This window comes from Enterobacter sp. E20 (assembly GCF_000801755.2).
Lineage (GTDB): Bacteria > Pseudomonadota > Gammaproteobacteria > Enterobacterales > Enterobacteriaceae > Enterobacter > Enterobacter asburiae_B.
The window spans coordinates 3,099,877-3,122,536 of sequence record NZ_CP012999.1 but is presented as its reverse complement, the minus strand read 5'-3'; the positions used below and the strand labels follow the sequence as shown (position 1 = coordinate 3,122,536).

Sequence of the window (22,660 nt, the reverse complement as noted above, 5' to 3'; positions counted from 1 at the left end):
ATTATGAAATTATTAATTCTTGGCAACCATACCTGCGGCAACCGTGGCGACAGCGCCATCCTGCGCGGTTTACTGGATGCAATTAACACCCTTAAGCCTGAGACCGAAGTGGACGTGATGAGCCGTTATCCGGTCAGCTCATCCTGGTTACTGAACCGCCCGGTGATGGGCGACCCGCTCTACAGCCAGATGAAACAGCATAACAACGCCGCGGGCGTGATGGGTCGGGTGAAGAAAGTGCTGCGTCGTCGCTACCAGCACCAGGTGCTGCTTTCCCGCGTGACCGATACCGGCAAGCTGCGCAATATTGCTATCGCGCAGGGCTTTACCGATTTTGTCCGTCTGCTGTCCGGCTACGACGCCATTATCCAGGTCGGCGGTTCGTTCTTCGTCGATCTCTACGGCGTGCCGCAGTTTGAGCATGCGCTTTGCACCTTTATGGCGAAAAAGCCGCTGTTTATGATTGGCCACAGCGTCGGGCCATTCCAGGATCCGCAGTTTAACCAGCTTGCAAACTACGTGTTCGGCCACTGCGACGCGCTGATCCTGCGCGAGTCGGTCAGCCTCGACATGATGAAGCGCAGCGAAATTGACACCTCAAAAGTTGAGCACGGCGTGGACACCGCGTGGCTGGTGGATCACCAGGACGACAGCTTCCAGCCGAGCTACGCGGTGCAGCACTGGCTCGACGTGGCGGCGAAACAGAAAACCGTCGCGATTACCCTGCGCGAGCTGGCGCCCTTCGATAAGCGTTTAGGTACGACCCAGGCGGCGTATGAGAAAGCCTTCGCCGACGTGGTGAACCGCGTGCTGGACAGCGGGTACCAGGTGCTGGCGCTCTCAACCTGCACCGGCATCGACAGCTACAACAAAGACGACCGTATGGTGGCGCTGAACCTGCGCAGCCTGGTGAACGATCCGTCCCGCTATCACGTGGTGATGGACGAACTGAACGATCTGGAGATGGGCAAGCTGCTCTCCGCCTGCGACCTGACCGTCGGCACGCGCCTGCACTCCGCCATTATCTCCATGAACTTTGGCACGCCGGCCATTGCCATCAACTACGAACACAAATCAGCAGGCATCATGCAGCAGCTCGGTATGCCGGAAATGGCCGTGGATATCCGTCATCTGCTCGATGGTTCGCTCGGTGCGATGGTGGGCGACACGCTCGGCCAGCTGCCTGCGATCAATGAACGCCTGGCGGTGGCGGTGAAAGCCGAGCGCGAGAAGGGCATTGGGATGGTGAAATCGGTACTTGACCGCGTACGGGAGGGGAAATGAAGGTTGGTTTCTTCTTACTGAAATTTCCGCTGTCGTCTGAAACGTTTGTCCTAAACCAAATCACCGCGTTTATCGATATGGGATATGACGTGGAGATTATCGCCCTGCAAAAGGGCGATACTAAAAATACCCATGCGGCGTATACCCAGTATGGGCTGGAGGCGAAAACCCGCTGGCTGCAGGATGAGCCGTCCGGGAGGCTGAGCAAGCTGCGCCACCGGGCCAGCCAGACCTTGCGCGGGATCCACCGCGCGTCGACGTGGCGGGCGCTGAATGTTTCCCGCTATGGTTCCGAATCCCGCAATCTGATCCTGTCGGCCATCTGCGGGCAAACCGCGCAGCCGTATCGTGCCGACGTGTTTATCGCCCACTTTGGCCCCGCGGGCGTCACCGCCGCGAAGCTGCGCGAACTGGGCGTGATTGACGGCAAAATTGCGACCATCTTCCACGGTATCGATATCTCCAGCCGCGAAGTGCTGAACCACTACACGCCGGAGTATCAGCAGCTGTTCAGGCGCGGCGACATGATGCTGCCTATCAGCGACCTGTGGGCCGGACGCCTGAAAAACATGGGCTGCCCGGGAGAGAAAATTGCCGTTTCGCGTATGGGCGTGGACTTAACGCGCTTCACTCGCCGTCCTGTCAAGGTGCCGGGAAAACCGCTGCAGATCATCTCCGTTGCTCGCCTGACCGAGAAGAAAGGCCTCCATGTGGCCATTGAAGCCTGCCGCCAGCTGAAAGCGCGCGGGGTGGATTTCCACTATCGCATTCTCGGCATTGGGCCGTGGGAGCGACGTCTGCGCACGCTTATCGAACAGTATCAGCTGGAAGATGTCGTAGAGATGCCGGGCTTCAAGCCGAGCCACGAGGTCAAGGCCATGCTCGACGAGGCGGATGTCTTTCTGCTGCCTTCCGTAACGGGCGCCGATGGCGATATGGAAGGCATTCCGGTGGCGCTGATGGAGGCGATGGCCGTAGGTATTCCGGTGGTATCAACCCTGCACAGCGGGATCCCGGAGCTGATTAAGTCTGACCACTCCGGCTGGCTGGTGCCGGAGAATAACGCGATGGCCCTTGCGGACCGATTAGCAGCCTTCAGCGATATTGACCAGCAGGCGCTGGAGCCCGTGCTCCAGAACGCCCGACAAAAAGTGGAAACCGATTTTAACCAGCAGGTGATTAACCGCCAGTTAGCGAGCCTGCTGCAAACGTTGTAACGCCGAGGATGTATGCTGAAAAAGATTACCCGACGCACCTTTGTCTCTTCTCTCTCCGTTCTGGCGGCCACGCCGCTGCTGTCGTCACGCATCGCGCGGGCGGCAAGCGGCAGAACGGTCTCTGTTCATCAGTACAATAACAACGACTGGATCGCCGCCTTTAAGCAGGCGTTTAATGACGGCGACACCGTCGTGGTCCCGGCCGGGCTCACCTGCGAAAACATCAATACCGGTATTTTCATTCCCGACGGTAAAACCTTGCTGATCCGCGGGGCGTTAACCGGCAACGGGCGCGGCCGCTTTGTTTTGCAGGAAGGCAGCAAAGTGATAGGCGAAGGTGCTGGCCGCACGGAGAACATCACTCTCGACGTTCGCGGATCTGACTGCGTTATCAAAGGGCTGGCCATGAGCGGTTTTGGCCCGGTGACGCAGATCTACATCGGCGGCAAGAAACCGAGCGTAATGCGCAATTTGCTGATTGATAACATCAGCGTAAGCCAGGCCAACTACGCCATCCTGCGCCAGGGTTTCCACAACCAGGTGGACGGAGCCCGCATCACCAACAGCAAATTTAGCCATCTCCAGGGGGATGCGATCGAGTGGAACGTCGCCATCAACGATCGCAATATCCTGATCTCTGACCATGTCATCGACAACATCAACTGCACCAACGGCAAGATCAACTGGGGCATCGGTATTGGTCTCGCCGGCAGCACCTACGATAATGACTATCCGGAGAAGCAAACCGTCAAGAACTTCGTGGTGGCAAACATCACCGGCAGCAACTGTCGCCAGCTGGTGCACGTTGAAAACGGTAAACATTTTGTTATTCGCAATATCAAGGCCAAAAATATTACCCCCGATTTCAGTAAAAAGGCGGGTATAGACAACGCCACGGTGGCCATCTATGGCTGTGATAATTTCATTATTGATAATGTCGATATGGTGAACAGTGCGGGAATGTTAATCGGCTATGGGGTGATAAAAGGCGATTATTTGTCCATCCCGCAGAACTTCAAGCTCAACAATATTCATCTCGATAATCGTCAGCTTGCGTATAAATTGCGCGGAATACAGATTTCATCCGGTAACGCCACCTCGTTTGTGGCGATAACCAACGTGGAAATGCAGCGTGCAACGCTTGAGCTGCACAACAAGCCGCAACATCTTTTTTTACGCAATATCAATGTGATGCAGGAAGCCGCTGTGGGGCCCGCCCTGAAGATTAACTTCGACCTGCGTAAGGATGTGCGGGGTAAATTCATGGCGAAAGACGAGACGTTGCTGTCGCTGGCGAACATAAAAGCAGTGAATGAGAAGGGGCAAAGCTCGGTCGATATTGACCGGGTCGACCAGCAGGTGGTGAATGTGGAAAGGCTTAACTTTGCGCTTCCGCACAGATAATCGACAATCATCAGTTTTGAGACTATTCCTGGCATAAAAGCGCGATCTAATCAGATTACAACTACAGAAATTTGTGATGCTAAGGCGTAACATTGCCCAAGGATTACGGCAAATCATGCTGGCGAAAACAGGTTTAAGAGCTATAATTCGTCAACCATTTTAAGGTGGAAGAAATAATGATTAATTTGAAAGCAGTCATTCCGGTAGCAGGCCTGGGCATGCATATGCTGCCAGCCACAAAAGCCATTCCTAAAGAGATGCTGCCGATCGTCGACAAGCCAATGATTCAGTACATTGTCGATGAGATTGTTGCTGCAGGGATCAAAGAAATCGTCCTGGTTACGCACTCCTCCAAGAATGCGGTAGAAAACCACTTCGACACCTCTTACGAACTCGAAGCGTTGCTTGAGCAGCGCGTCAAACGCCAGCTGCTGGCGGAAGTGCAGTCTATTTGCCCGCCGGGCGTGACCATCATGAACGTGCGTCAGGCGCAGCCGCTGGGCCTGGGCCACTCTATTCTGTGTGCCCGTCCGGTTGTGGGTGATAACCCATTCATTGTTGTTCTTCCGGACATCATCATCGATACCGCTTCTGCCGATCCGCTGCGTTACAACCTGGCGGCAATGGTGGCGCGTTTCAATGAAACCGGCCGTAGCCAGGTGCTGGCGAAACGCATGAAGGGCGATCTCTCCGAGTACTCCGTTATCCAGACTAAAGAACCGCTGGAAACGGAAGGGCAGGTGAGCCGCATCGTTGAGTTCATCGAAAAACCGGATCAGCCACAGACGCTGGATTCGGACCTGATGGCGGTTGGCCGTTACGTTCTGAATGCCGATATCTGGGCAGAGCTGGAAAAAACCGAGCCAGGCGCCTGGGACCGTATTCAGCTGACCGACGCGATTGCCGAACTGGCGAAAAAACAGTCCGTTGACGCGATGCTGATGACCGGCGACAGCTATGACTGCGGTAAGAAAATGGGGTATATGCAGGCGTTCGTGAACTATGGACTGCGTAACCTGAAGGAAGGGGCGGAGTTCCGTAAGAAAATCGAGCAACTGTTAGCTGAGTAGCTGTTTAGTTATTAGACAAACACAATGGCGGCAGAAGAGCAAATGATACATTCTCATCGCTCTCTGCCGTTTTTTATTTAAAAATCAGCGGGTCACGTGCTGATGCTAAGAAACGCCATTAAGTTAAACTGTGGTTTTTTTCTTGTTTTGATGTGCAATTAGGACCACAATATCAGATTAAATCTTTCATACTCAATGTGTAAGAAAGATAGATTTTGAACAATTTGCCCATGGTTTCAGTGAACTGGTAGCTGTTGAGCCAGGGGCGGTAGCGTTGATTTTCCAAACTAAATTGATATTAAACAGTGTAGGTCACTATATGAAGCAAGCTTTATCGAGAATGAAAATAAAATTGTTATCATATTTTTATAAAAGAAAAAATCGGTCTACACAATTCGGTCGTTACACTGTCTTATTTCGTCGTGCAAATATAACTAATTCTATAGTTGGTGATTATACGTATTTCGCAGGTACTGCCTCTGTCAACAATTGTCAGATCGGTAAATTTTGTTCGATTGCAGAAGGTGTCAAAATAGGTCTTGGAAAACATCCAGTTGATTTATTTTCTACACATCCAATATTTTACTCTGAAAATACATGCTTCCCTTATAGATTGAAAAATCACAGAGTTAGTAAAAAAGTGATTGAGTCTATTACTGAATCCGAGAAAATCATCATAGGCAATGATGTTTGGATCGGCGTTAATGCCATCGTAATGGATGGTGTGACTATTGGCGATGGAGCCGTCATTGGGGCAGGGTCGGTTGTTACCAAAGATGTACAACCTTATACAATTGTAGGTGGTGTTCCTGCGAAATTTATTAGGGACAGGCATAACATAAAATGTTCCTGGTGGGAGTTTGATGTAGATACCCTTGTAGAATTTTCCTCAAATTTTAAAAAGGGATTATAATGTACGAATTGATGTTCAAGGTCAGGCGTAAAATAGCCACTCTTTTTTCTTCATTAATTTTTCGTATTTCCTTTAAAAAATTCGGAATCAAAAGCGGTATTTTTAAGCCTGATATATTGCAAGGGGTGAGATATATAGAGGTTGGAGATAGAGTGGTAATCCAACCGGGGTTGTGGGCATTGGCATTAAAAATTGATAACCATAATCCGATTCTAAATATAGGTGATAACGTTTATATCGGTCGCTTTTTACATATCGTAAGTGTGCGCCGTGTAATTATCGAAAAAAATGTTCTTATCGCCGATAAGGTATATATATCAGATAATCTTCATGAATACAAAAATATTCATATTCCAGTAAGCCAACAACCTGTAATATTCAAAGGGGATGTGGTTATTAAAGAAGGTGCTTGGATAGGGGAAAATGTCTCCATCATAGGTGCTTGCATTGGTAAAAATAGTGTGATCGCAGCAAATTCTGTAGTTACGAAAGATATCCCCGATTATTCTGTTTGTGCCGGTGTACCTGCAAAAGTTATCAAAAAATACTGTTTCGAACGAAATGAATGGATCAGTGTTTCTTAATGCAATCCATTTTTACTTATTTGAGATGAAAAATGAAAATATTAGTTACTGGTGCTGCCGGATTCATCGGTTCGGCATTAGCGCGTTATATTATTAATTCAACAACTGATTCTGTGGTAAATGTTGATAAGTTAACCTATGCAGGTAACCTTCAATCTTTAAAAGATATTGAAAACAGCGATCGTTATGCTTTCGTTCATGCTGATATTTGCGATGCACAGGTATTAGACGCAATTTTTTCAACTCATAAACCTGATGCAGTAATGCATCTGGCAGCAGAAAGTCACGTTGACCGTTCAATCACCGGTCCGGCCGCGTTTATTGAAACGAATATTGTTGGAACCTACGTCTTGCTTGAAGCAGCCAGAAAATACTGGCAAAACCTGGAAGGAGAAAAGAAACAGGGATTTCGTTTCCATCATATTTCAACCGATGAAGTGTATGGGGACCTACCTCATCCTGATGAATGGGATAATAACAAAAGTCTTCCATTGTTTACTGAGCATACCGCCTATGCTCCAAGCAGCCCGTACTCTGCCTCTAAAGCATCAAGCGATCATTTAGTACGCGCGTGGCATCGGACTTATAATTTCCCAACTATTGTGACTAACTGTTCAAACAATTATGGACCTTACCATTTCCCAGAAAAGCTAATCCCGTTAGTAATTCTCAATGCATTACAAGGTAAACCGTTGCCTATTTATGGCAAAGGTGATCAGATCCGTGACTGGTTGTACGTTGAGGATCATGCCCGTGCACTCTATACCGTTATTACGGAAGGTATCGTAGGTGAAACCTACAATATCGGCGGTTATAATGAGAAAAAGAATATTGAAGTAGTACAGACCATCTGCAATATTCTTGACGAAATAAAGCCGAAGAATACCTCGTATAGCGAACAAATCACTTATGTTGCCGATCGCCCAGGCCACGATCGACGCTATGCAATCGATGCCAGTAAAATCACTCTGGAACTCGGCTGGAAACCTCAAGAGACCTTTGAATCTGGTATTAAGAAAACGATTCATTGGTATCTTGATAACCAGGATTGGGTCCAAAATATTATGAGTGGTGCCTATCAGGACTGGATCAATAAAAATTACGAGCAACGCTAATCTTTTCAACCCCGTCATAAGAAGCATTGAACATGTCAAAAAGAAAAGGAATTATTTTAGCCGGTGGTTCAGGTACTCGCCTTTACCCTGTGACGATGGCGGTTAGTAAACAGCTGCTGCCAATCTATGATAAGCCGATGATTTATTATCCGTTAAGCACGCTGATGCTTGCGGGTATTCGGGATATTCTCATCATCAGCACACCTCAGGATACCCCGCGCTTTGAGCAATTACTGGGTAACGGTAAAAAATGGGGACTGAACATTGAATATAAAGTCCAGGAAAGTCCTGATGGTCTTGCTCAGGCATTTATCATTGGTGAAGAGTTTATCGGTAACGATTCTTGTGCTTTAGTCCTTGGAGACAATGTTTTCTATGGTCACGATTTGCCAAAAGAACTTGAAATGGCAATGAATCAGGAAAAAGGAGCTACAGTCTTTGCCTATCATGTGAAAGACCCTGAACGTTATGGCGTGGTAGATTTCGATGAGAATGGCAAAGCGCTTTCTTTAGAAGAGAAACCACTGAAGCCAAAAAGTAATTACGCTGTGACTGGTCTCTATTTTTATGATAATGACGTCATTGAGATGGCTAAACAGCTGAAACCGTCAGCGCGTGGTGAATTAGAGATCACTGATATTAACCGACTCTACCTGGAAAAAAATTCGCTCTCAGTTGCTATTATGGGGCGTGGATATGCCTGGCTTGATACAGGAACGCATGAGAGTCTAATTGAGGCAGGTAACTTTATTCAGACGATCGAATCACGTCAAGGTCTCAAAGTTTCTTGCCCGGAAGAGATTGCTTATCGCAAAGGTTTCATTGATAAGAAACAGTTAGCAAAATTAGCCAAAGAACTCAATAAAAATGACTATGGCAAATATTTGCAGCATTTAGCTAAAGACTGAAAATCCAACATAAAGTAGTAAAAAGTATGAAAATTATTGAAACGCCTTTAAAAGATGCTGTAATTATTGAACCTAAAGTTTTTGGTGACGAACGTGGCTATTTCTTCGAAGTATATCAGAAAAAACGTTACCAGGAATTAGGATTTGGTCTGGACTTTGTTCAGGATAATCGTTCTAAATCGACGAAAAATGTTCTGCGCGGGCTTCATTTTCAGAAAACAAAGCCTCAGGGTAAGTTAGTCTCAGTAACCCAGGGTTCTGTTTTTGATGTGGCCGTTGATCTCCGCCCAGAATCACCAACATTTGGTCAGCATCATTCAGTCATTCTATCCGAAGATAATTTTCTTCAGTTTTATATTCCTCCTGGTTTCGCTCATGGTTTCTGCGTATTAAGTGATACTGCTAGTTTCCAGTACAAATGCACAGATTATTATGATCCAACCGATGAAGGTGGTCTTATCTGGAACGATCCAGATCTGGGTATAGAATGGCCAGTTTCTAATCCTGTAGTTTCTGCTAAAGATTGTATTTTACCTTCACTTGCAAGTATCAAAGAACAGATTCTTAAAGGCTGGACAAATGGCTAAGTATACAGTTATTGGGGGTAACGGTTTCATTGGTTCACATATCGTTACATTGCTTAAAGAGCAAGGGCATGATGTCGTTGTTCCTGATCGCAACAGCTGCAATTCTCTCAATGGTGAGTTGGGCAAAGTCATTTATTGTGCTGGTAATGGTGATTGTGCCAAAAGCTATTTTTCTGTGCTGGAAGCAAATACGGTTTTGTTGGCAAAGTTACTGCAGGATGCACAGTTTGAAAAGCTGGTATATATATCCTCAACTCGAGTTTATATGAACCATCATAGCGCGAATGAAACTGACGATCTGGTAGTAACTGCGGATGATAACAGGAAGCTGTTTAATCTGACCAAACTGGTAGCAGAAGAATTGTGCCTTAAGAGCGAACGTGATGTTACTGTAGTTCGACCTAGCAATGTCTATGGTTTAGCGCTCAATAGTACATTATTCCTGCCGTCCATTATTCGTCATGCCATTAATAATGGTGAAATCAACATGTTTGTTGCGCCTGAATATGCTAAGGACTATGTTTCGGTCAATGATGTCGCTAAAGCATGTGTGTGGTTGGCTGAAAACCAAAACACTAATAAAGAAATATACAATGTCGCATCTGGATTTAACGTAACAGCTAAGCAAATCGCTGATGTCATTGAAAAAGAGACGGCTTGTAAAGTTAACTGGCATGACGGTAATTTTCCTCGTGAAGAGTTCCCCGTAACCAGCATAAATAAGTTATCTACTGAAATTCCGGATTATAAACCACAACATGTGCTTGATGATTTGAAAATTATGATAGCTAGTTATAAAGAAGAACTGGCGAGATAAATATGAGTGGTTTTAAGCGGTTACTTAAAAACTCTTTATCTAACATAATAAATGGCTTCTCAAATGTAATACTTGGGATAGTTATCTCTCCAGTTTTACTACACAATCTTTCAAAGGTAGATTTTTCGATTTGGTCCCTTACACTTCAGGTCGGGGTTTTGATCGGAATTTTTGGAATTGGTCTTCAGGTTACGGTAGGGCGTTTTGTCGCCCTTCATTTAAGTAACCCACAGAAACTTCAAAAGGCAATGCATCAGTCATTGCTTTTTGCGTTACTGCTCAACATGGTATGTTTGGGCGGAATATTTATTTTAGCAAAATTCTTTTTCTCATTTTTCCCTGAAGTTTCAGAAACCAACGCTAATGCTAAACTAATTCTTATATTAATTGGCAGTTCATTTGTCATTAATAACGTATTCTCACCCTTTGTTGGTTATTTTACTGGTATAGAACGCAATGATATTACCGCTGGCATAAATATATTTTTTAAAGTGATTCTGGGTACGTCGATTCTGTTGCTTGTTCACCATGGTCTCGATGTTATTGCATGGGTTTATTTTGCAATAAACAGTTTTAATCAAATTGCATTTTATATTTTATATAAATTAAAAAATACATCGCAAAGAACAAAGTTATCGTTGGATAAGAATTTATTTCAAACAATAGTTGTCTTTTTCAGTGGGCTCTTAGTATGGAATATAGCCCAGTTCTTAATTTCCGGTATAGGCACCTTTACCGTCGGTAAATACTCATTTCAGGAACTAGCTGGTTTTGCCGTATTAATGACGCTTGTTAATGCTGGGGTGGGAATTTTGGGAGCCATGATTAATCCTATAATTCAACCTATGATAAGGATGCACAATCACGGGAGTAACCAGCATGTTGAACTTTTGGTTAACAAACTTATCTTCATTTTCTCGATGATTGTCTTTATCGGTGTCTTTATTGCCTGGTTTGCTTCTGTGCATATCCTTGGCGTCTGGTTGGGCTATCAGCAAGCGACGAACCTGCACGTAATGTTTTCTTTGCTGCTTGCGGCTTATCTTATCCGAATGATTGCAGCGCCCTACGGGCTTATGTTAGTCGCCTACGGCAAACAATTATCAATCGCCTGGCTGCCGGTGCTCGAAGGACTATTGAACTTTGCGTTGTCGATTTTCTTTGTTCGTATCTATGGCGCGATTGGAATTGCCTATTCGACGTTTATTTCAGGCGTATTAATCATGGCGGTTTACGCATGCAAGTATCGGGCTGAAGCTGAGTATAAGTCAAAGCTGATATTTGTCTCGTTTCTGGTAATACCTGTGATGATAGCCATCTGCCTGGTCAGTCTGGTGATGACTCAGTCGGTAACTATCCATTGTGTTATTTATGGCATCCAGGTAGCTTTTATAGTTGTATTTACTGTCTTCATAATAAAACAAGTAAAAAGCATCAAGAATCTGTTAAATCAATACTAATATTGCTTAGGTGAAAGTGTGAAAAAAGTTGGACTCGTTACTGTTTTGTTCAATTCTCCAGGTGTGCTGCCTGACTTTTATTCGAGTGTTGAAAAACAAAAATATCAGAACAAGCATCTTTATATTGTGGATAACAGTACAAATCAGGATTCTTTTAACTTAACGCAAGAAATTCTCTTGAGGAAAGACATAGAGTATACCTATATTAATAATGACGGAAACAATGTTGGGGTTGCGCAGGCCAACAACCAAGGCATTGAAGAAGCTTTAAAGGATGGGTGTGAGTATATATTACTCACTAATAACGACCTACTTTTTGAACAGGAAGATACCCTCAGCAAAATGATGAGTGTTGCTGAGGAGGGACAATACAAACTTGTTTCACCTGTAATATTCAGTTATCCAGAAAAAAAAGTCTGGTACGCAGGCGCTTTTTTTAATAAGAAAAAAGCTATTGCCCCTCATCTTTTTGAGGGAGCCGACTACGATGAAATTTACGCTAATATTCCAGAAGAGTGCGATTATGCACCAACATGTTTTTTACTTGTACATGCTTCGATGTTTGCCACTATAGGTATGATGGATGCTCGTTACTTTGCTTATTACGATGATACTGATTTTCTCTATCGTGCAAACATAGCTGGCAGCCGAGTTAGAATTATTAATGAACCTCTAGTGTTTCATAAGGTTAGTACTTCTACTGGGGGGGGGTTAAGTCTATTTGGTGCATATTATTTGACAAGGAACCGTATATTTTTCGCCAGAAAAAATATTGAAGCTCCTTATTATATTGTTAGCGTTTTCTTTACCATTGTTACCCGGTTGGTCTATCCACTTTGTCGCAAAACGCCATATAAAGTTTATAAGGCTTTTGTCAGGGGGATTATCGACGGACTAATGTTAAAAAAATAAATGACTAAGAGGTTAAGGTGAGCGAAATTTCCAGTAGCACACTTGTCAATAACTATAATTTATCTACAACTTTTATTGTCAAATCACTTGTTGGGCTGTTATTAATTAATTCGCTTTTTAGTGGTGTTGACTTTTCTCAGATTGGTTTGATGAAAGGCCTTTCAAGTATTGCTGATTTTGGCCTGAAGATCATCCTTGTAATCGTATTGCTCCTACTTTTCAGGATTCGCAGTCTTAACCTTGCAAAGATACTCTTTTCTGCCTTTATCCTTCTCTTAGGTGCTGTGCTTGGTGCATTCTATCATGGTGCTGAATATGATAAAACCTTCGCACTTTTACTAAATATGCTCTTATGGTTTGTTATATTTAGTTATGCCAAAGAACTTGAAAGTAACTTTAATATATATCGTTTTAGTGTCAAAATATCAAGTTTATTTCTTGGCGTGGCGCTGATACTTTACATCATGGCGAAGTTTGGTTTTCATGTTAAAGTATTAGGTGGGGCTTGGTTATATGATGAAAACTTTCGATTTGCAGGCACTTTTGCAGAGCCAAGTTTAAATGGCTATTTTTATGGCCTAATGTTCTTGATGGTGATGTTGTCTAATCAAAAGTACAGACTAATCCTTGCGTGTATGTTTGCCATTACCACCTATATTTCAGGTGCTAAATTTTCATTCCTGATAATTCCAGTACTCCTTGGGCTAGTCTATTTTTTCAAGGTGAAGGGCTTTTATAATTATACATACCAACTCATCCCGTTATCTTTTATTGTTCTTTTTGTCAGTCTTGCATTCATCTATTATGACCTTTTTGCACTCATTGCAGCTAATTTGTCAAATTCTGCAACGATGACGTATGTAACTCGTCTGGGTTTCCCTATTGTCAGCATATGGCATCTTAGTGATTATCCACTTGGCAGTGGAGTATATGGTTTCAAGAGTACGCTATCACCTTTTATACATGACTATTGTCAGGCTCTTTCTGGTTTGGACGTAAACTGTAATGAGATGAGATCTTATTTATCCTCGTCGGATCCCAGTGCCTATGAAAGTTTTGCACCAAAAGATGTCTTAAGTTTTATTATTTTAAGTTTCGGCCTGCCGGGCTTGCTCATATTTGTCCTGGGTATATGTTTGTTGTCAGCCAGACTTAAAGCAAATAAGAATCACTTTATCATTCTAATGTATATTGTTGCTTCGATGCTTTTTACATTACCTTTTAGATTTATTCTTTTTTATTCCTTCTTTATGTTTCAGTGTTACATCTATAGAATGCCGAGTAATAAATGATCTATATTAATGCGAGATTTTTGACTCAACGTAAAACTGGTGTACAGCAATATGCATTGGTACTATGTCGGGAACTCGTTAAACACGTTCCCGATATCTGTTTTTTGACACCGAAAACGGACCTCATTGATGAGAAATGGAGGAAGGAATTTAATATCCTTCAAATAGGAAATCGTAACGGTCACTTCTGGGAACAAATCGAATTACCTCGTTATCTAAGAAGCGTCGGTAGCCCGTTACTGCTCTGCTTCACTGGGTTATCACCAGCGTTTTACAAGAACTGTTACTTTACTATCCATGATATGTCATTGTACGCATATCCAAAGTGGTTTCGTTTCTTATACCGTGCTGTATACAAGGTTAACTATGCCATTCAGTCGAAAATTGCGAGAGGTATCTTTACGGTTAGTGACTTTTCAAAATCAGAGATAGAGAAATATCTGGCGGTTGATCCAGATAAGATCACTGTATTGCCAAACTCCGTAGATACATCTATTAACCTCAAGAATCATATTGCAAGCGAAGCGGTTAAGCATAAAGAGATTTTATTGGTTGGTACCTTAGAGCCGAGAAAAAATATCGAGTTTGTTATTAATGCTTTTCTGAATTCAAAAATCGAAGATTATAAACTCATCGTGGTGGGAGGGTTAGGGACAGCTTTCTCAAAAGTGACGTTTTCACAGCATGAGAACATTGTATTCTGTGGATATCTATCAGATGACGATTTAGAGTTAAAATACAGAGATGCTTCTATTTTTGTCTATCCGTCATTATATGAAGGTTTCGGACTTCCTCCTCTGGAAGCAATGCAACGCGGTTGTCCTGTAATGGCTTCTGACCGCGCAAGTATCCCTGAAGTTTGTGGCGATGCGGCATATTATTTTAATCCAGAGGACTCATTAGATTTTAGTTCTAAGTTACGTGAATTGATTGAAAATTATGATGAGCTCAGTCCTGTATTGATTCGCAATGGATATCATAGGTTAGAAAAATTTGACGTACGTGATGTTGCATCGAAACTTATGGATGTGATCTCTCAAAGGAATATTTGAATGAAGGTTTTACAGTTTAGCAAATTTTACCCTCCAGTACATGGTGGAATCGAACAGGTAGCATTCGATATAAGTGAAGGTATCGCAAAAAGTAATGACCAACCTGTTGATGTACTCTGTGTTGATCCAATTGGAGAAAGAAAGAATGACGACAAACTCCGTTATAAAGTTTACCGTCAGAAATTGTTTGCACAGCTTTTTTCGACACCGCTATCATTTTCCTTAATATCCCGATGGAGAGCAATAAGAAATAATTATGATGTTATCCATGTCCATCTTCCAAATCCACTGGCTGTTTTGGCACTCTTTTTATTCCCGCCCAAAGGTAAGATAGTTCTCCATTGGCACAGCGATATTGTTAAGCAAAAAAAATTATTGATGCTTTTTGCTCCGCTACAAAAATGGATTTTAGATAAGTGTACCAGAATTATCGTTACTAGCCCTGTGTATGGGCAGTCTTCTCCAACTTTACAGCCTTATCAGGATAAAATTGTTTGTATCCCAATTGGGGTTGATACCCGTGTTATGCCATTGAATGAGGAGCTTGAAAAAAGTATCAAGCAACGTTATCAAAATAAAAAGATAATTTTTTCTTTGGGGCGTCTTGTTTATTATAAGGGTATGGAATACCTGATTGATGCTGCGAAAGAACTTCCTGAAGATTACATTGTTCTTATTGGCGGTACTGGCCCATTGATTGATTCATTAATGCAAAAAATTGCTAATGATGGATTGTCAGATAAAGTAATTCTTCTTGGTAGTATCAATTATTCGGATTTGGCTTCTTATTATAAAGCATGTGACGTTTTTTGTCTGCCATCTATTCATGAATCTGAAGCTTTTGGTGTGGTTCAGTTAGAAGCTATGAGTTTCTCCAGACCGCTTGTGTCGACAAATATTCCACGAAGTGGTGTGGCCTGGGTTAATCAGCATAACGAGACTGGCATCGTTGTTGAGCCGAATGATGCTAAAGCACTTGCTAAAGGAATTGTTTCTGTTATTCAAAGCAGTGAGACATATAGTAAAGGCGCGAAAGCCAGATTTGATACTATGTTTACTAAAGAGTTGATGGTTAAGAATATAATTAATTTATATTCATCATTAAAGTGAGTTCAATCATGTCATTATTTCCTGTTGTTATGGCCGGGGGCTCCGGTAGTCGTTTATGGCCGCTTTCTCGTGTTCTCTATCCAAAACAATTTCTCTGTCTGGAAGGTGAACTGACAATGTTACAAGCGACAATTAACCGATTACAGGGCATTGAATGCGAAAGTCCCGTCGTCATTTGTAACGAACAGCACCGCTTTATCGTTGCCGAGCAACTGCGCCAGATGAATAAACTCACTGAGAATATCATCCTCGAACCGGTTGGTCGTAATACTGCTCCGGCGATAGCGTTGGCTGCACTTGCTGCAGTTCGTACCCAGCACGAGGGCAATGCGCTCATGCTGGTTCTGGCCGCCGATCACGTCATACAGGATGAAGAAGCTTTCCGTAATTCAGTTCGTAAGGCGCTACCTTATGCTGAAAATGGAAAGCTTGTGACCTTTGGCATCGTCCCGCATAAACCAGAGACTGGCTATGGTTACATTTGTCGAGGTGTGCCATGCGTTGATGTTGAGCATGCAGATGCATTTGAGGTCGCGCAATTTGTTGAGAAACCTAATCTTGAAACGGCGGAAGCCTATGTTGCCTGCGGTGAATACTACTGGAATAGCGGGATGTTTCTGTTCCGCGCCGATCGCTATCTTGAGGAACTGAAAAAATATCGTCCGGATATTCTTAAGGCGTGCGAAAAGGCCATGAGCTCTATTGATCCTGACCTTAACTTTATTCGCGTTGACGAGGAAGCTTTCAGAGCTTGTCCTGATGAGTCGATTGATTATGCTGTGATGGAACAGACTTCAGATGCTGTTGTTGTGCCAATGGATGCTGGCTGGAGTGATGTCGGCTCATGGTCTTCGCTTTGGGATATTAGCCATAAGACTCCAGAGGGTAACGTCGTTACAGGTGACGTCTTGTCCTATAATACCGAAAATAGTTTCCTGTATTCTGAATCCGGGCTATTGACTACTGTTGGGGTGAAAGATTTGGTCGTTGTGCAGACCAAGGATGCTGTATTGATTGCCGATCGTAACGCCGTTCAGGATGTGAAGAAAATTGTCGAATCGATAAAAGCAGACGGCCGTCATGAACATCATACTCACCGCGAAGTTTATCGTCCCTGGGGTAAATATGACTCGATTGATACGGGAAGCCGCTATCAAGTTAAGCGATTGACCGTAAAGCCGGGCGAAGGTATCTCTCTTCAGATGCATCACCATCGTGCTGAGCATTGGATAGTCGTCGCAGGAACTGCACAAGTTACAATTAACGAGCAAACCAAACTCCTCGGTGAAAATGAGTCTATTTATATTCCTGTTGGAGCAACGCACTGTCTGGAGAACCCTGGAAAGATCCCTTTGGAATTGATTGAGGTTCGCTCAGGCTCTTATCTTGGAGAGGATGATATTGTACGTTTTGCTGACAGGTATGGTCGTGTTTGAGATTACGGTAAAATTATCATGGAAAAATTAACCTGTTTTAAAGCCTACGATATTCGCGGCAAGCTGGGCGAAGAGCTGAATGAAGACATCGCGTGGCGCATTGGCCGCGCGTACGGCGAATATTTAAAACCGCAGACCATCGTGCTGGGCGGCGACGTGCGTCTGACCAGTGAATCCCTCAAGCTGGCCCTGGCGAAAGGGCTGCAGGACGCGGGCGTGGACGTGCTGGATATCGGCCTTTCCGGGACCGAGGAGATTTACTTTGCCACCTTCCACCTGGGCGTGGACGGCGGTATCGAAGTGACGGCCAGCCACAACCCGATGGACTACAACGGGATGAAGCTGGTGCGCAAGGGCGCCCGTCCTATCAGCGGCGACACCGGCCTGCGTGACGTGCAGCGCCTGGCGGAAGCCAACGACTTCCCGCCGGTAAACGACGCGAAGCGCGGCAGCTACAAAAAAATCAACCTGCAGAAAGAGTACATCGACCACCTGCTGGGCTACATCAACGTAGCGAACCTCAAGCCGCTGAAGCTGGTCATCAACTCCGGTAACGGCGCGGCCGGCCCGGTGGTAGACGCGCTGGAAGCCCGCTTTAAGGCGCTGAACGTGCCGGTGACCTTCGTCAAGGTACACAACACCCCGGACGGCAACTTCCCGAACGGTATTCCTAACCCGCTGCTGCCGGAGTGCCGCGACGACACCCGCAACGCGGTGATTGAGCACGGCGCGGACATGGGCATCGCCTTTGACGGTGACTTCGACCGCTGCTTCCTGTTCGACGAGAAAGGGCAGTTCATTGAGGGCTACTACATTGTCGGCCTGCTGGCGGAAGCGTTCCTTGAGAAAAACCCGGGCGCGAAAATCATCCATGACCCGCGCCTTTCCTGGAACACCGTCGACGTGGTCTCCGCGGCGGGCGGCACGCCGGTGATGTCCAAAACCGGCCACGCCTTCATCAAAGAGCGTATGCGCGAAGAAGACGCCATCTACGGCGGCGAGATGAGCGCCCACCACTACTTCCGTGATTTTGCCTACTGCGACAGCGGGATGATCCCGTGGCTGCTGGTGACCGAGCTGCTGTGCCTGAAGGGGCAGACGCTGGGCGAGCTGGTGCGCGACCGCATGGCGGCGTTCCCGGCGAGCGGGGAGATCAACAGCAAGCTGGCGCAGCCGGCCGAGGCCATTGCCCGCGTGGAGCAGCACTTTGCGATCCACGCGCTGGAAATTGACCGTACGGACGGCATCAGCATGGCGTTCCCGCAGTGGCGCTTCAACCTGCGCTCGTCCAACACCGAGCCGGTGGTGCGCCTGAACGTGGAGTCCCGTGCTGACACGGCGCTGATGGAAGAGAAAACGCAAGAAATTCTGGCTTTGCTCAGGAAGTGAGGGTCTGCCGCCGGCGTATTTCTGGCGGCTTGACTGTACCTGGATTGTGCAATCAGTGTGACATAGATCAGCAAAAGCTATTCATGTCACCTAATACTGAGTTAACATCTCAACCACATTTCAAGCCGCGCATAAGCCGTGGTGACCACACCTGACAGGAGTATGTAATGTCCAAGCAACAGATCGGCGTTGTCGGTATGGCAGTGATGGGGCGCAACCTGGCGCTCAACATCGAAAGCCGTGGTTATACCGTCTCCGTTTTCAACCGCTCCCGTGATAAGACCGAAGAAGTGATTGCCGAGAACCCAGGCAAGAAACTGGTTCCTTTCTATACGGTGAAAGAGTTCGTTGAGTCTCTGGAAACGCCTCGTCGTATCCTGTTAATGGTGAAAGCAGGCGCAGGTACCGATGCAGCTATCGACTCCCTGAAGCCTTACCTTGAAAAAGGTGACATCATCATTGATGGCGGTAACACCTTCTTCCAGGACACCATTCGTCGTAACCGTGAGCTGTCTGCTGAAGGCTTTAACTTCATCGGTACCGGTGTATCTGGTGGTGAAGAGGGCGCACTGAAGGGCCCATCCATCATGCCTGGTGGCCAGAAAGAAGCATACGAACTGGTTGCTCCTATTCTGACTAAAATCGCTGCCGTTGCCGAAGATGGCGAGCCGTGTGTGACCTACATCGGTCCGGACGGTGCTGGTCACTATGTCAAAATGGTGCACAACGGCATCGAATACGGCGACATGCAGCTGATTGCTGAGGCTTATTCCCTGCTGAAAGGCGGTCTGAACCTTTCCAATGAAGAACTCGCGGAAACTTTCACCGAGTGGAACAAAGGCGAGCTGAACAGTTATCTGATCGACATCACCAAAGATATCTTCACGAAGAAAGATGAAGAGGGTAAATACCTGGTTGATGTGATTCTGGATGAAGCTGCGAACAAAGGTACCGGTAAATGGACCAGCCAGAGCTCTCTGGATTTGGGCGAACCGCTGTCTCTGATCACCGAATCCGTCTTCGCGCGTTACATCTCTTCCCTGAAGGAGCAGCGCGTCGCGGCATCTAAAGTGCTGTCTGGTCCGCAGGCTAAACCAGCGGGTGATAAAGCCGAATTCGTTGAAAAAGTGCGCCGTGCACTGTACCTGGGTAAAATCGTTTCTTACGCGCAGGGCTTCTCTCAGCTGCGTGCAGCGTCAGACGAGAACAACTGGGATCTGAACTACGGTGAAATCGCGAAGATCTTCCGCGCGGGTTGCATCATTCGTGCGCAGTTCCTGCAGAAAATCACCGATGCCTATGCTGAAAACGCCGGTATCGCCAACCTGCTGCTGGCACCGTACTTCAAGAAAATTGCGGATGAATATCAGCAGGCGCTGCGTGACGTGGTTGCCTACGCTGTCCAGAACGGTATCCCGGTTCCGACCTTCTCTGCTGCAGTAGCCTACTATGACAGCTACCGTGCTGCTGTGCTGCCAGCTAACCTGATTCAGGCACAGCGTGACTACTTCGGTGCGCATACTTACAAACGTACCGATAAAGAAGGCGTGTTCCATACCGAATGGATGGAATAAGTTAACTTACTCGCTGTAATCAAAACCCGGAGCATGTCTCCGGGTTTTTTTATGCAAAAAGTGTCGCCTGTTATTCGAAGTAGTCTGAATCTCGCCCCGCTCGTAGTGATTACTCCTGGTTTGCCTTGACAGTTCAGTTTGCCAGGAGGTACAAAGCCCAACAGTTATGTTTATCGCGATGGTCTGGCGGCCATCAGTACAGTTAACTCACAGAAGTCATTAGCGAATGAAAATAACAATCTCCGGAACAGGGTATGTCGGTCTTTCTAACGGCATTCTGATTGCCCAGAATCATGAAGTGGTTGCGCTGGATATCGTGCAGGCCAAAGTGGATATGCTCAATCAGAAAAAATCGCCGATTGTGGATAAAGAAATCCAGGACTATCTCAGCAATAAATCGCTGAATTTCCGCGCCACGACAGATAAAGAAGATGCATACCGCAATGCGGATTACGTCATCATTGCGACGCCTACTGACTACGATCCTAAAACCAACTATTTCAATACCTCAACGGTAGAAGCGGTGATCAAAGACGTTATCGCGATCAACCCTGATGCGGTGATGGTCATTAAATCGACCATTCCTGTTGGGTTTACCAAATCTATTAAAGAAAAGTTCGGTATTGATAATATCTTCTTCTCGCCTGAATTCCTGCGTGAGGGGAGAGCGCTTTACGATAACCTGCATCCTTCGCGTATCGTCATTGGCGAACGTTCAGAGCGCGCTGAACGCTTTGCTGCGCTGCTTCAGGAAGGCGCAGTGAAGAAAGATATTCAGGTGCTGTTCACCGACTCCACCGAAGCTGAGGCGATTAAGCTCTTCGCGAATACCTACCTGGCAATGCGGGTAGCTTATTTCAATGAGCTGGACAGCTATGCAGAGAGTCTTGGCCTGAATACCCGCCAGATTATTGAAGGTGTGTGTCTCGACCCGCGTATTGGCAACCACTACAACAACCCGTCATTTGGCTACGGCGGCTATTGCCTGCCAAAAGATACTAAACAATTGCTGGCAAATTATCAGGCTGTGCCGAACAACCTCATTTCGGCGATTGTTGACGCTAACCGTACACGTAAAGATTTCATCTCCGATTCCATCCTTGCGCGTCAACCGAAAGTGGTCGGCGTATACCGTCTGATCATGAAGAGTGGCTCCGATAATTTCCGCGCCTCTTCCATTCAGGGGATCATGAAGCGCATTAAGGCGAAAGGGGTTGAGGTTGTAATCTATGAGCCTGCCATGCCGGACGATCAGTTCTTCAATTCCCGGGTGATCCGCGATCTGGATGCCTTTAAGAAAGAAGCCGATGTCATCATTTCAAACCGCATGGCGGAAGAGCTGGCTGACGTGGCGGATAAGGTTTATACCCGCGATCTGTTTGGTAGCGACTGATTCTCTGCGTTATTTTGTAAAAAACCCGGCTGAATTGCCGGGTTTTTTATTTTCAAACCTTGTAGAAATCGCGGTACCAGCCGACGAAGTTCTTCACCCCATCTTTAACCGAGGTTTGCGGTTTAAATCCGATCACCTCATAAAGCGCCTGGGTATCGGCACTGGTTTCCAGAACATCGCCTGGCTGGAGAGGCAGCATGTTTTTCTCTGCTTTTTTACCCAGCGCGTCTTCCAGCGCGGTAATGTAATCCATCAGTTCGACTGGCGAGCTGTTACCGATGTTGTAGACCCGGTAAGGCGCTGAGCTGGTTGCCGGGGAGCCGGTCTCAACGCTCCAGTTTGTATCTGACTGAGGAATAACATCCTGCAGACGAATAATTGCTTCAGCGATGTCATCAATGTACGTGAAGTCGCGCTTCATTTTACCGTAGTTATAGACATCGATGCTTTTGCCCTCAATGATCGCCTTAGTAAACTTAAACAACGCCATGTCCGGGCGTCCCCACGGACCGTACACGGTGAAGAAGCGCAGGCCGGTGGTCGGCAAGTTGTACAGATGCGAATAGGTGTGCGACATCAGCTCATTGGCTTTTTTGGTCGCGGCATAGAGTGAGACCGGGTGATCCACGGAATCGTCAGTGGAGAAGGGCATCTTGCGGTTGAGGCCGTATACGGAGCTGGACGAGGCATAAAGCAGATGCTGCACGTTATTATGGCGGCAGCCTTCCAGCACGTTGAGATGGCCGATAAGGTTGGCATCAGCATACGCGTGCGGGTTTTCCAGGGAGTAGCGTACACCCGCCTGGGCGGCAAGATGAATAACACGATCAAACTTCTCAGCCGCGAAAAGCGTGGCCATACCTTCCCGGTCGGCTAATTCCAGCTTGTGAAAGGTGAAACGCTCAGATTTTAACAGTTCCAGGCGTGCCAGCTTCAGGTTGACATCGTAGTATTCATTGAGGTTATCGATACCAACAACCTGATGACCCGCCTCAAGGAGGCGTTTACTGACATTCGCACCGATAAAACCTGCAGCGCCCGTGACTAAAAATTTCATAGCTTCCCTCATAAACCCTATTCTATAGATGCCGTAACGCATCACATGGCGTCTATGATAGCGCGAAGGGTGTAAGTTACATAACC

The 22,660-nt window shown here is 46.0% G+C and carries 20 protein-coding genes; 19 read left to right on the top strand and 1 reads right to left on the bottom strand.

The features are described from left to right. The first annotated feature begins 3 nt into the window (after positions 1–3). The 19 genes from wcaK (at position 4) to ugd (ending at position 21,517) form a co-directional block, all read left to right on the top strand. Positions 4–1,284 carry a colanic acid biosynthesis pyruvyl transferase WcaK gene (gene wcaK / locus NI40_RS14600; RefSeq protein ID WP_033145972.1) on the top strand — a complete coding sequence of 427 codons (1,281 nt, stop codon included), beginning with the start codon at positions 4–6 and terminating at the stop codon, positions 1,282–1,284. Beyond that, entirely contained in the window at positions 1,281–2,501 is a 1,221-nt protein-coding gene (wcaL, locus tag NI40_RS14595; protein WP_033145971.1) for a colanic acid biosynthesis glycosyltransferase WcaL, read from the top strand. Before wcaK ends, wcaL begins: the two co-directional genes overlap by 4 nt. Positions 2,502–2,513: 12 nt before the next feature. After that, positions 2,514–3,905, top strand: a complete 1,392-nt coding sequence (wcaM, locus tag NI40_RS14590) for a colanic acid biosynthesis protein WcaM (protein ID WP_033145970.1) — start codon at positions 2,514–2,516, stop codon at positions 3,903–3,905. A gap of 176 nt (positions 3,906–4,081) precedes the next feature. Next, positions 4,082–4,975 (top strand): GalU regulator GalF, encoded by an 894-nt coding sequence (gene galF / locus NI40_RS14585; RefSeq protein ID WP_039262642.1) that lies wholly within the window; start codon positions 4,082–4,084, stop codon positions 4,973–4,975. Between the two features lie 319 nt (positions 4,976–5,294). Then, positions 5,295–5,888 carry a CatB-related O-acetyltransferase gene (locus tag NI40_RS14580; RefSeq protein ID WP_039262645.1) on the top strand — a complete coding sequence of 198 codons (594 nt, stop codon included), beginning with the start codon at positions 5,295–5,297 and terminating at the stop codon, positions 5,886–5,888. Next, a complete protein-coding gene (locus tag NI40_RS14575; RefSeq protein ID WP_039262641.1) occupies positions 5,888–6,472 on the top strand; it encodes an acyltransferase in 585 nt (194 codons plus the stop codon). Before NI40_RS14580 ends, NI40_RS14575 begins: the two co-directional genes overlap by 1 nt. Positions 6,473–6,504: 32 nt before the next feature. Next, positions 6,505–7,587 (top strand): dTDP-glucose 4,6-dehydratase, encoded by a 1,083-nt coding sequence (rfbB, locus tag NI40_RS14570; protein ID WP_039262640.1) that lies wholly within the window; start codon positions 6,505–6,507, stop codon positions 7,585–7,587. Positions 7,588–7,619: 32 nt separating this feature from the next. Next, positions 7,620–8,495 carry a glucose-1-phosphate thymidylyltransferase RfbA gene (rfbA, locus tag NI40_RS14565; RefSeq protein WP_039262639.1) on the top strand — a complete coding sequence of 292 codons (876 nt, stop codon included), beginning with the start codon at positions 7,620–7,622 and terminating at the stop codon, positions 8,493–8,495. 26 nt (positions 8,496–8,521) lie between these two features. Then, positions 8,522–9,082 carry a dTDP-4-dehydrorhamnose 3,5-epimerase gene (gene rfbC / locus NI40_RS14560; RefSeq protein ID WP_039262638.1) on the top strand — a complete coding sequence of 187 codons (561 nt, stop codon included), beginning with the start codon at positions 8,522–8,524 and terminating at the stop codon, positions 9,080–9,082. Then, a complete protein-coding gene (locus NI40_RS14555; RefSeq protein WP_039262637.1) occupies positions 9,075–9,899 on the top strand; it encodes an NAD-dependent epimerase/dehydratase family protein in 825 nt (274 codons plus the stop codon). The genes rfbC and NI40_RS14555 overlap by 8 nt, the downstream gene beginning before the upstream one ends. Positions 9,900–9,901: 2 nt before the next feature. Continuing rightward, entirely contained in the window at positions 9,902–11,359 is a 1,458-nt protein-coding gene (locus NI40_RS14550) for an oligosaccharide flippase family protein (RefSeq protein ID WP_039262636.1), read from the top strand. 18 nt (positions 11,360–11,377) lie between these two features. After that, positions 11,378–12,271: a glycosyltransferase family 2 protein gene (locus NI40_RS14545; protein WP_039262635.1), complete on the top strand. Its 894-nt coding sequence runs from the start codon at positions 11,378–11,380 to the stop codon at positions 12,269–12,271. A 17-nt stretch (positions 12,272–12,288) separates the two neighbouring features. Next, positions 12,289–13,563: a hypothetical protein gene (locus tag NI40_RS14540; protein WP_039262634.1), complete on the top strand. Its 1,275-nt coding sequence runs from the start codon at positions 12,289–12,291 to the stop codon at positions 13,561–13,563. Next, positions 13,560–14,615: a glycosyltransferase family 4 protein gene (locus NI40_RS14535; RefSeq protein ID WP_039262632.1), complete on the top strand. Its 1,056-nt coding sequence runs from the start codon at positions 13,560–13,562 to the stop codon at positions 14,613–14,615. The genes NI40_RS14540 and NI40_RS14535 overlap by 4 nt, the downstream gene beginning before the upstream one ends. Continuing rightward, a complete protein-coding gene (locus NI40_RS14530) occupies positions 14,616–15,725 on the top strand; it encodes a glycosyltransferase (RefSeq protein WP_039262630.1) in 1,110 nt (369 codons plus the stop codon). A gap of 8 nt (positions 15,726–15,733) precedes the next feature. Then, positions 15,734–17,161, top strand: coding sequence for a mannose-1-phosphate guanyltransferase (cpsB, locus tag NI40_RS14525; RefSeq protein ID WP_039262644.1), 1,428 nt, complete (start codon positions 15,734–15,736; stop codon positions 17,159–17,161). An 18-nt stretch (positions 17,162–17,179) separates the two neighbouring features. Further along, positions 17,180–18,550: a colanic acid biosynthesis phosphomannomutase CpsG gene (gene cpsG / locus NI40_RS14520; protein WP_055703382.1), complete on the top strand. Its 1,371-nt coding sequence runs from the start codon at positions 17,180–17,182 to the stop codon at positions 18,548–18,550. A gap of 167 nt (positions 18,551–18,717) precedes the next feature. Next, positions 18,718–20,124 (top strand): NADP-dependent phosphogluconate dehydrogenase, encoded by a 1,407-nt coding sequence (gene gndA, locus NI40_RS14515; RefSeq protein WP_028013772.1) that lies wholly within the window; start codon positions 18,718–18,720, stop codon positions 20,122–20,124. 226 nt (positions 20,125–20,350) lie between these two features. Continuing rightward, complete coding sequence (gene ugd / locus NI40_RS14510) at positions 20,351–21,517, top strand: UDP-glucose 6-dehydrogenase (RefSeq protein WP_039263831.1); 1,167 nt, start codon at positions 20,351–20,353, stop codon at positions 21,515–21,517. Between the two features lie 52 nt (positions 21,518–21,569). Here ugd and NI40_RS14505 read toward each other — a convergent pair whose 3' ends face one another. Continuing rightward, positions 21,570–22,574 (bottom strand): NAD-dependent epimerase, encoded by a 1,005-nt coding sequence (locus NI40_RS14505; RefSeq protein ID WP_039263830.1) that lies wholly within the window; start codon positions 22,572–22,574, stop codon positions 21,570–21,572. Between the last annotated feature and the right edge of the window lie 86 nt (positions 22,575–22,660).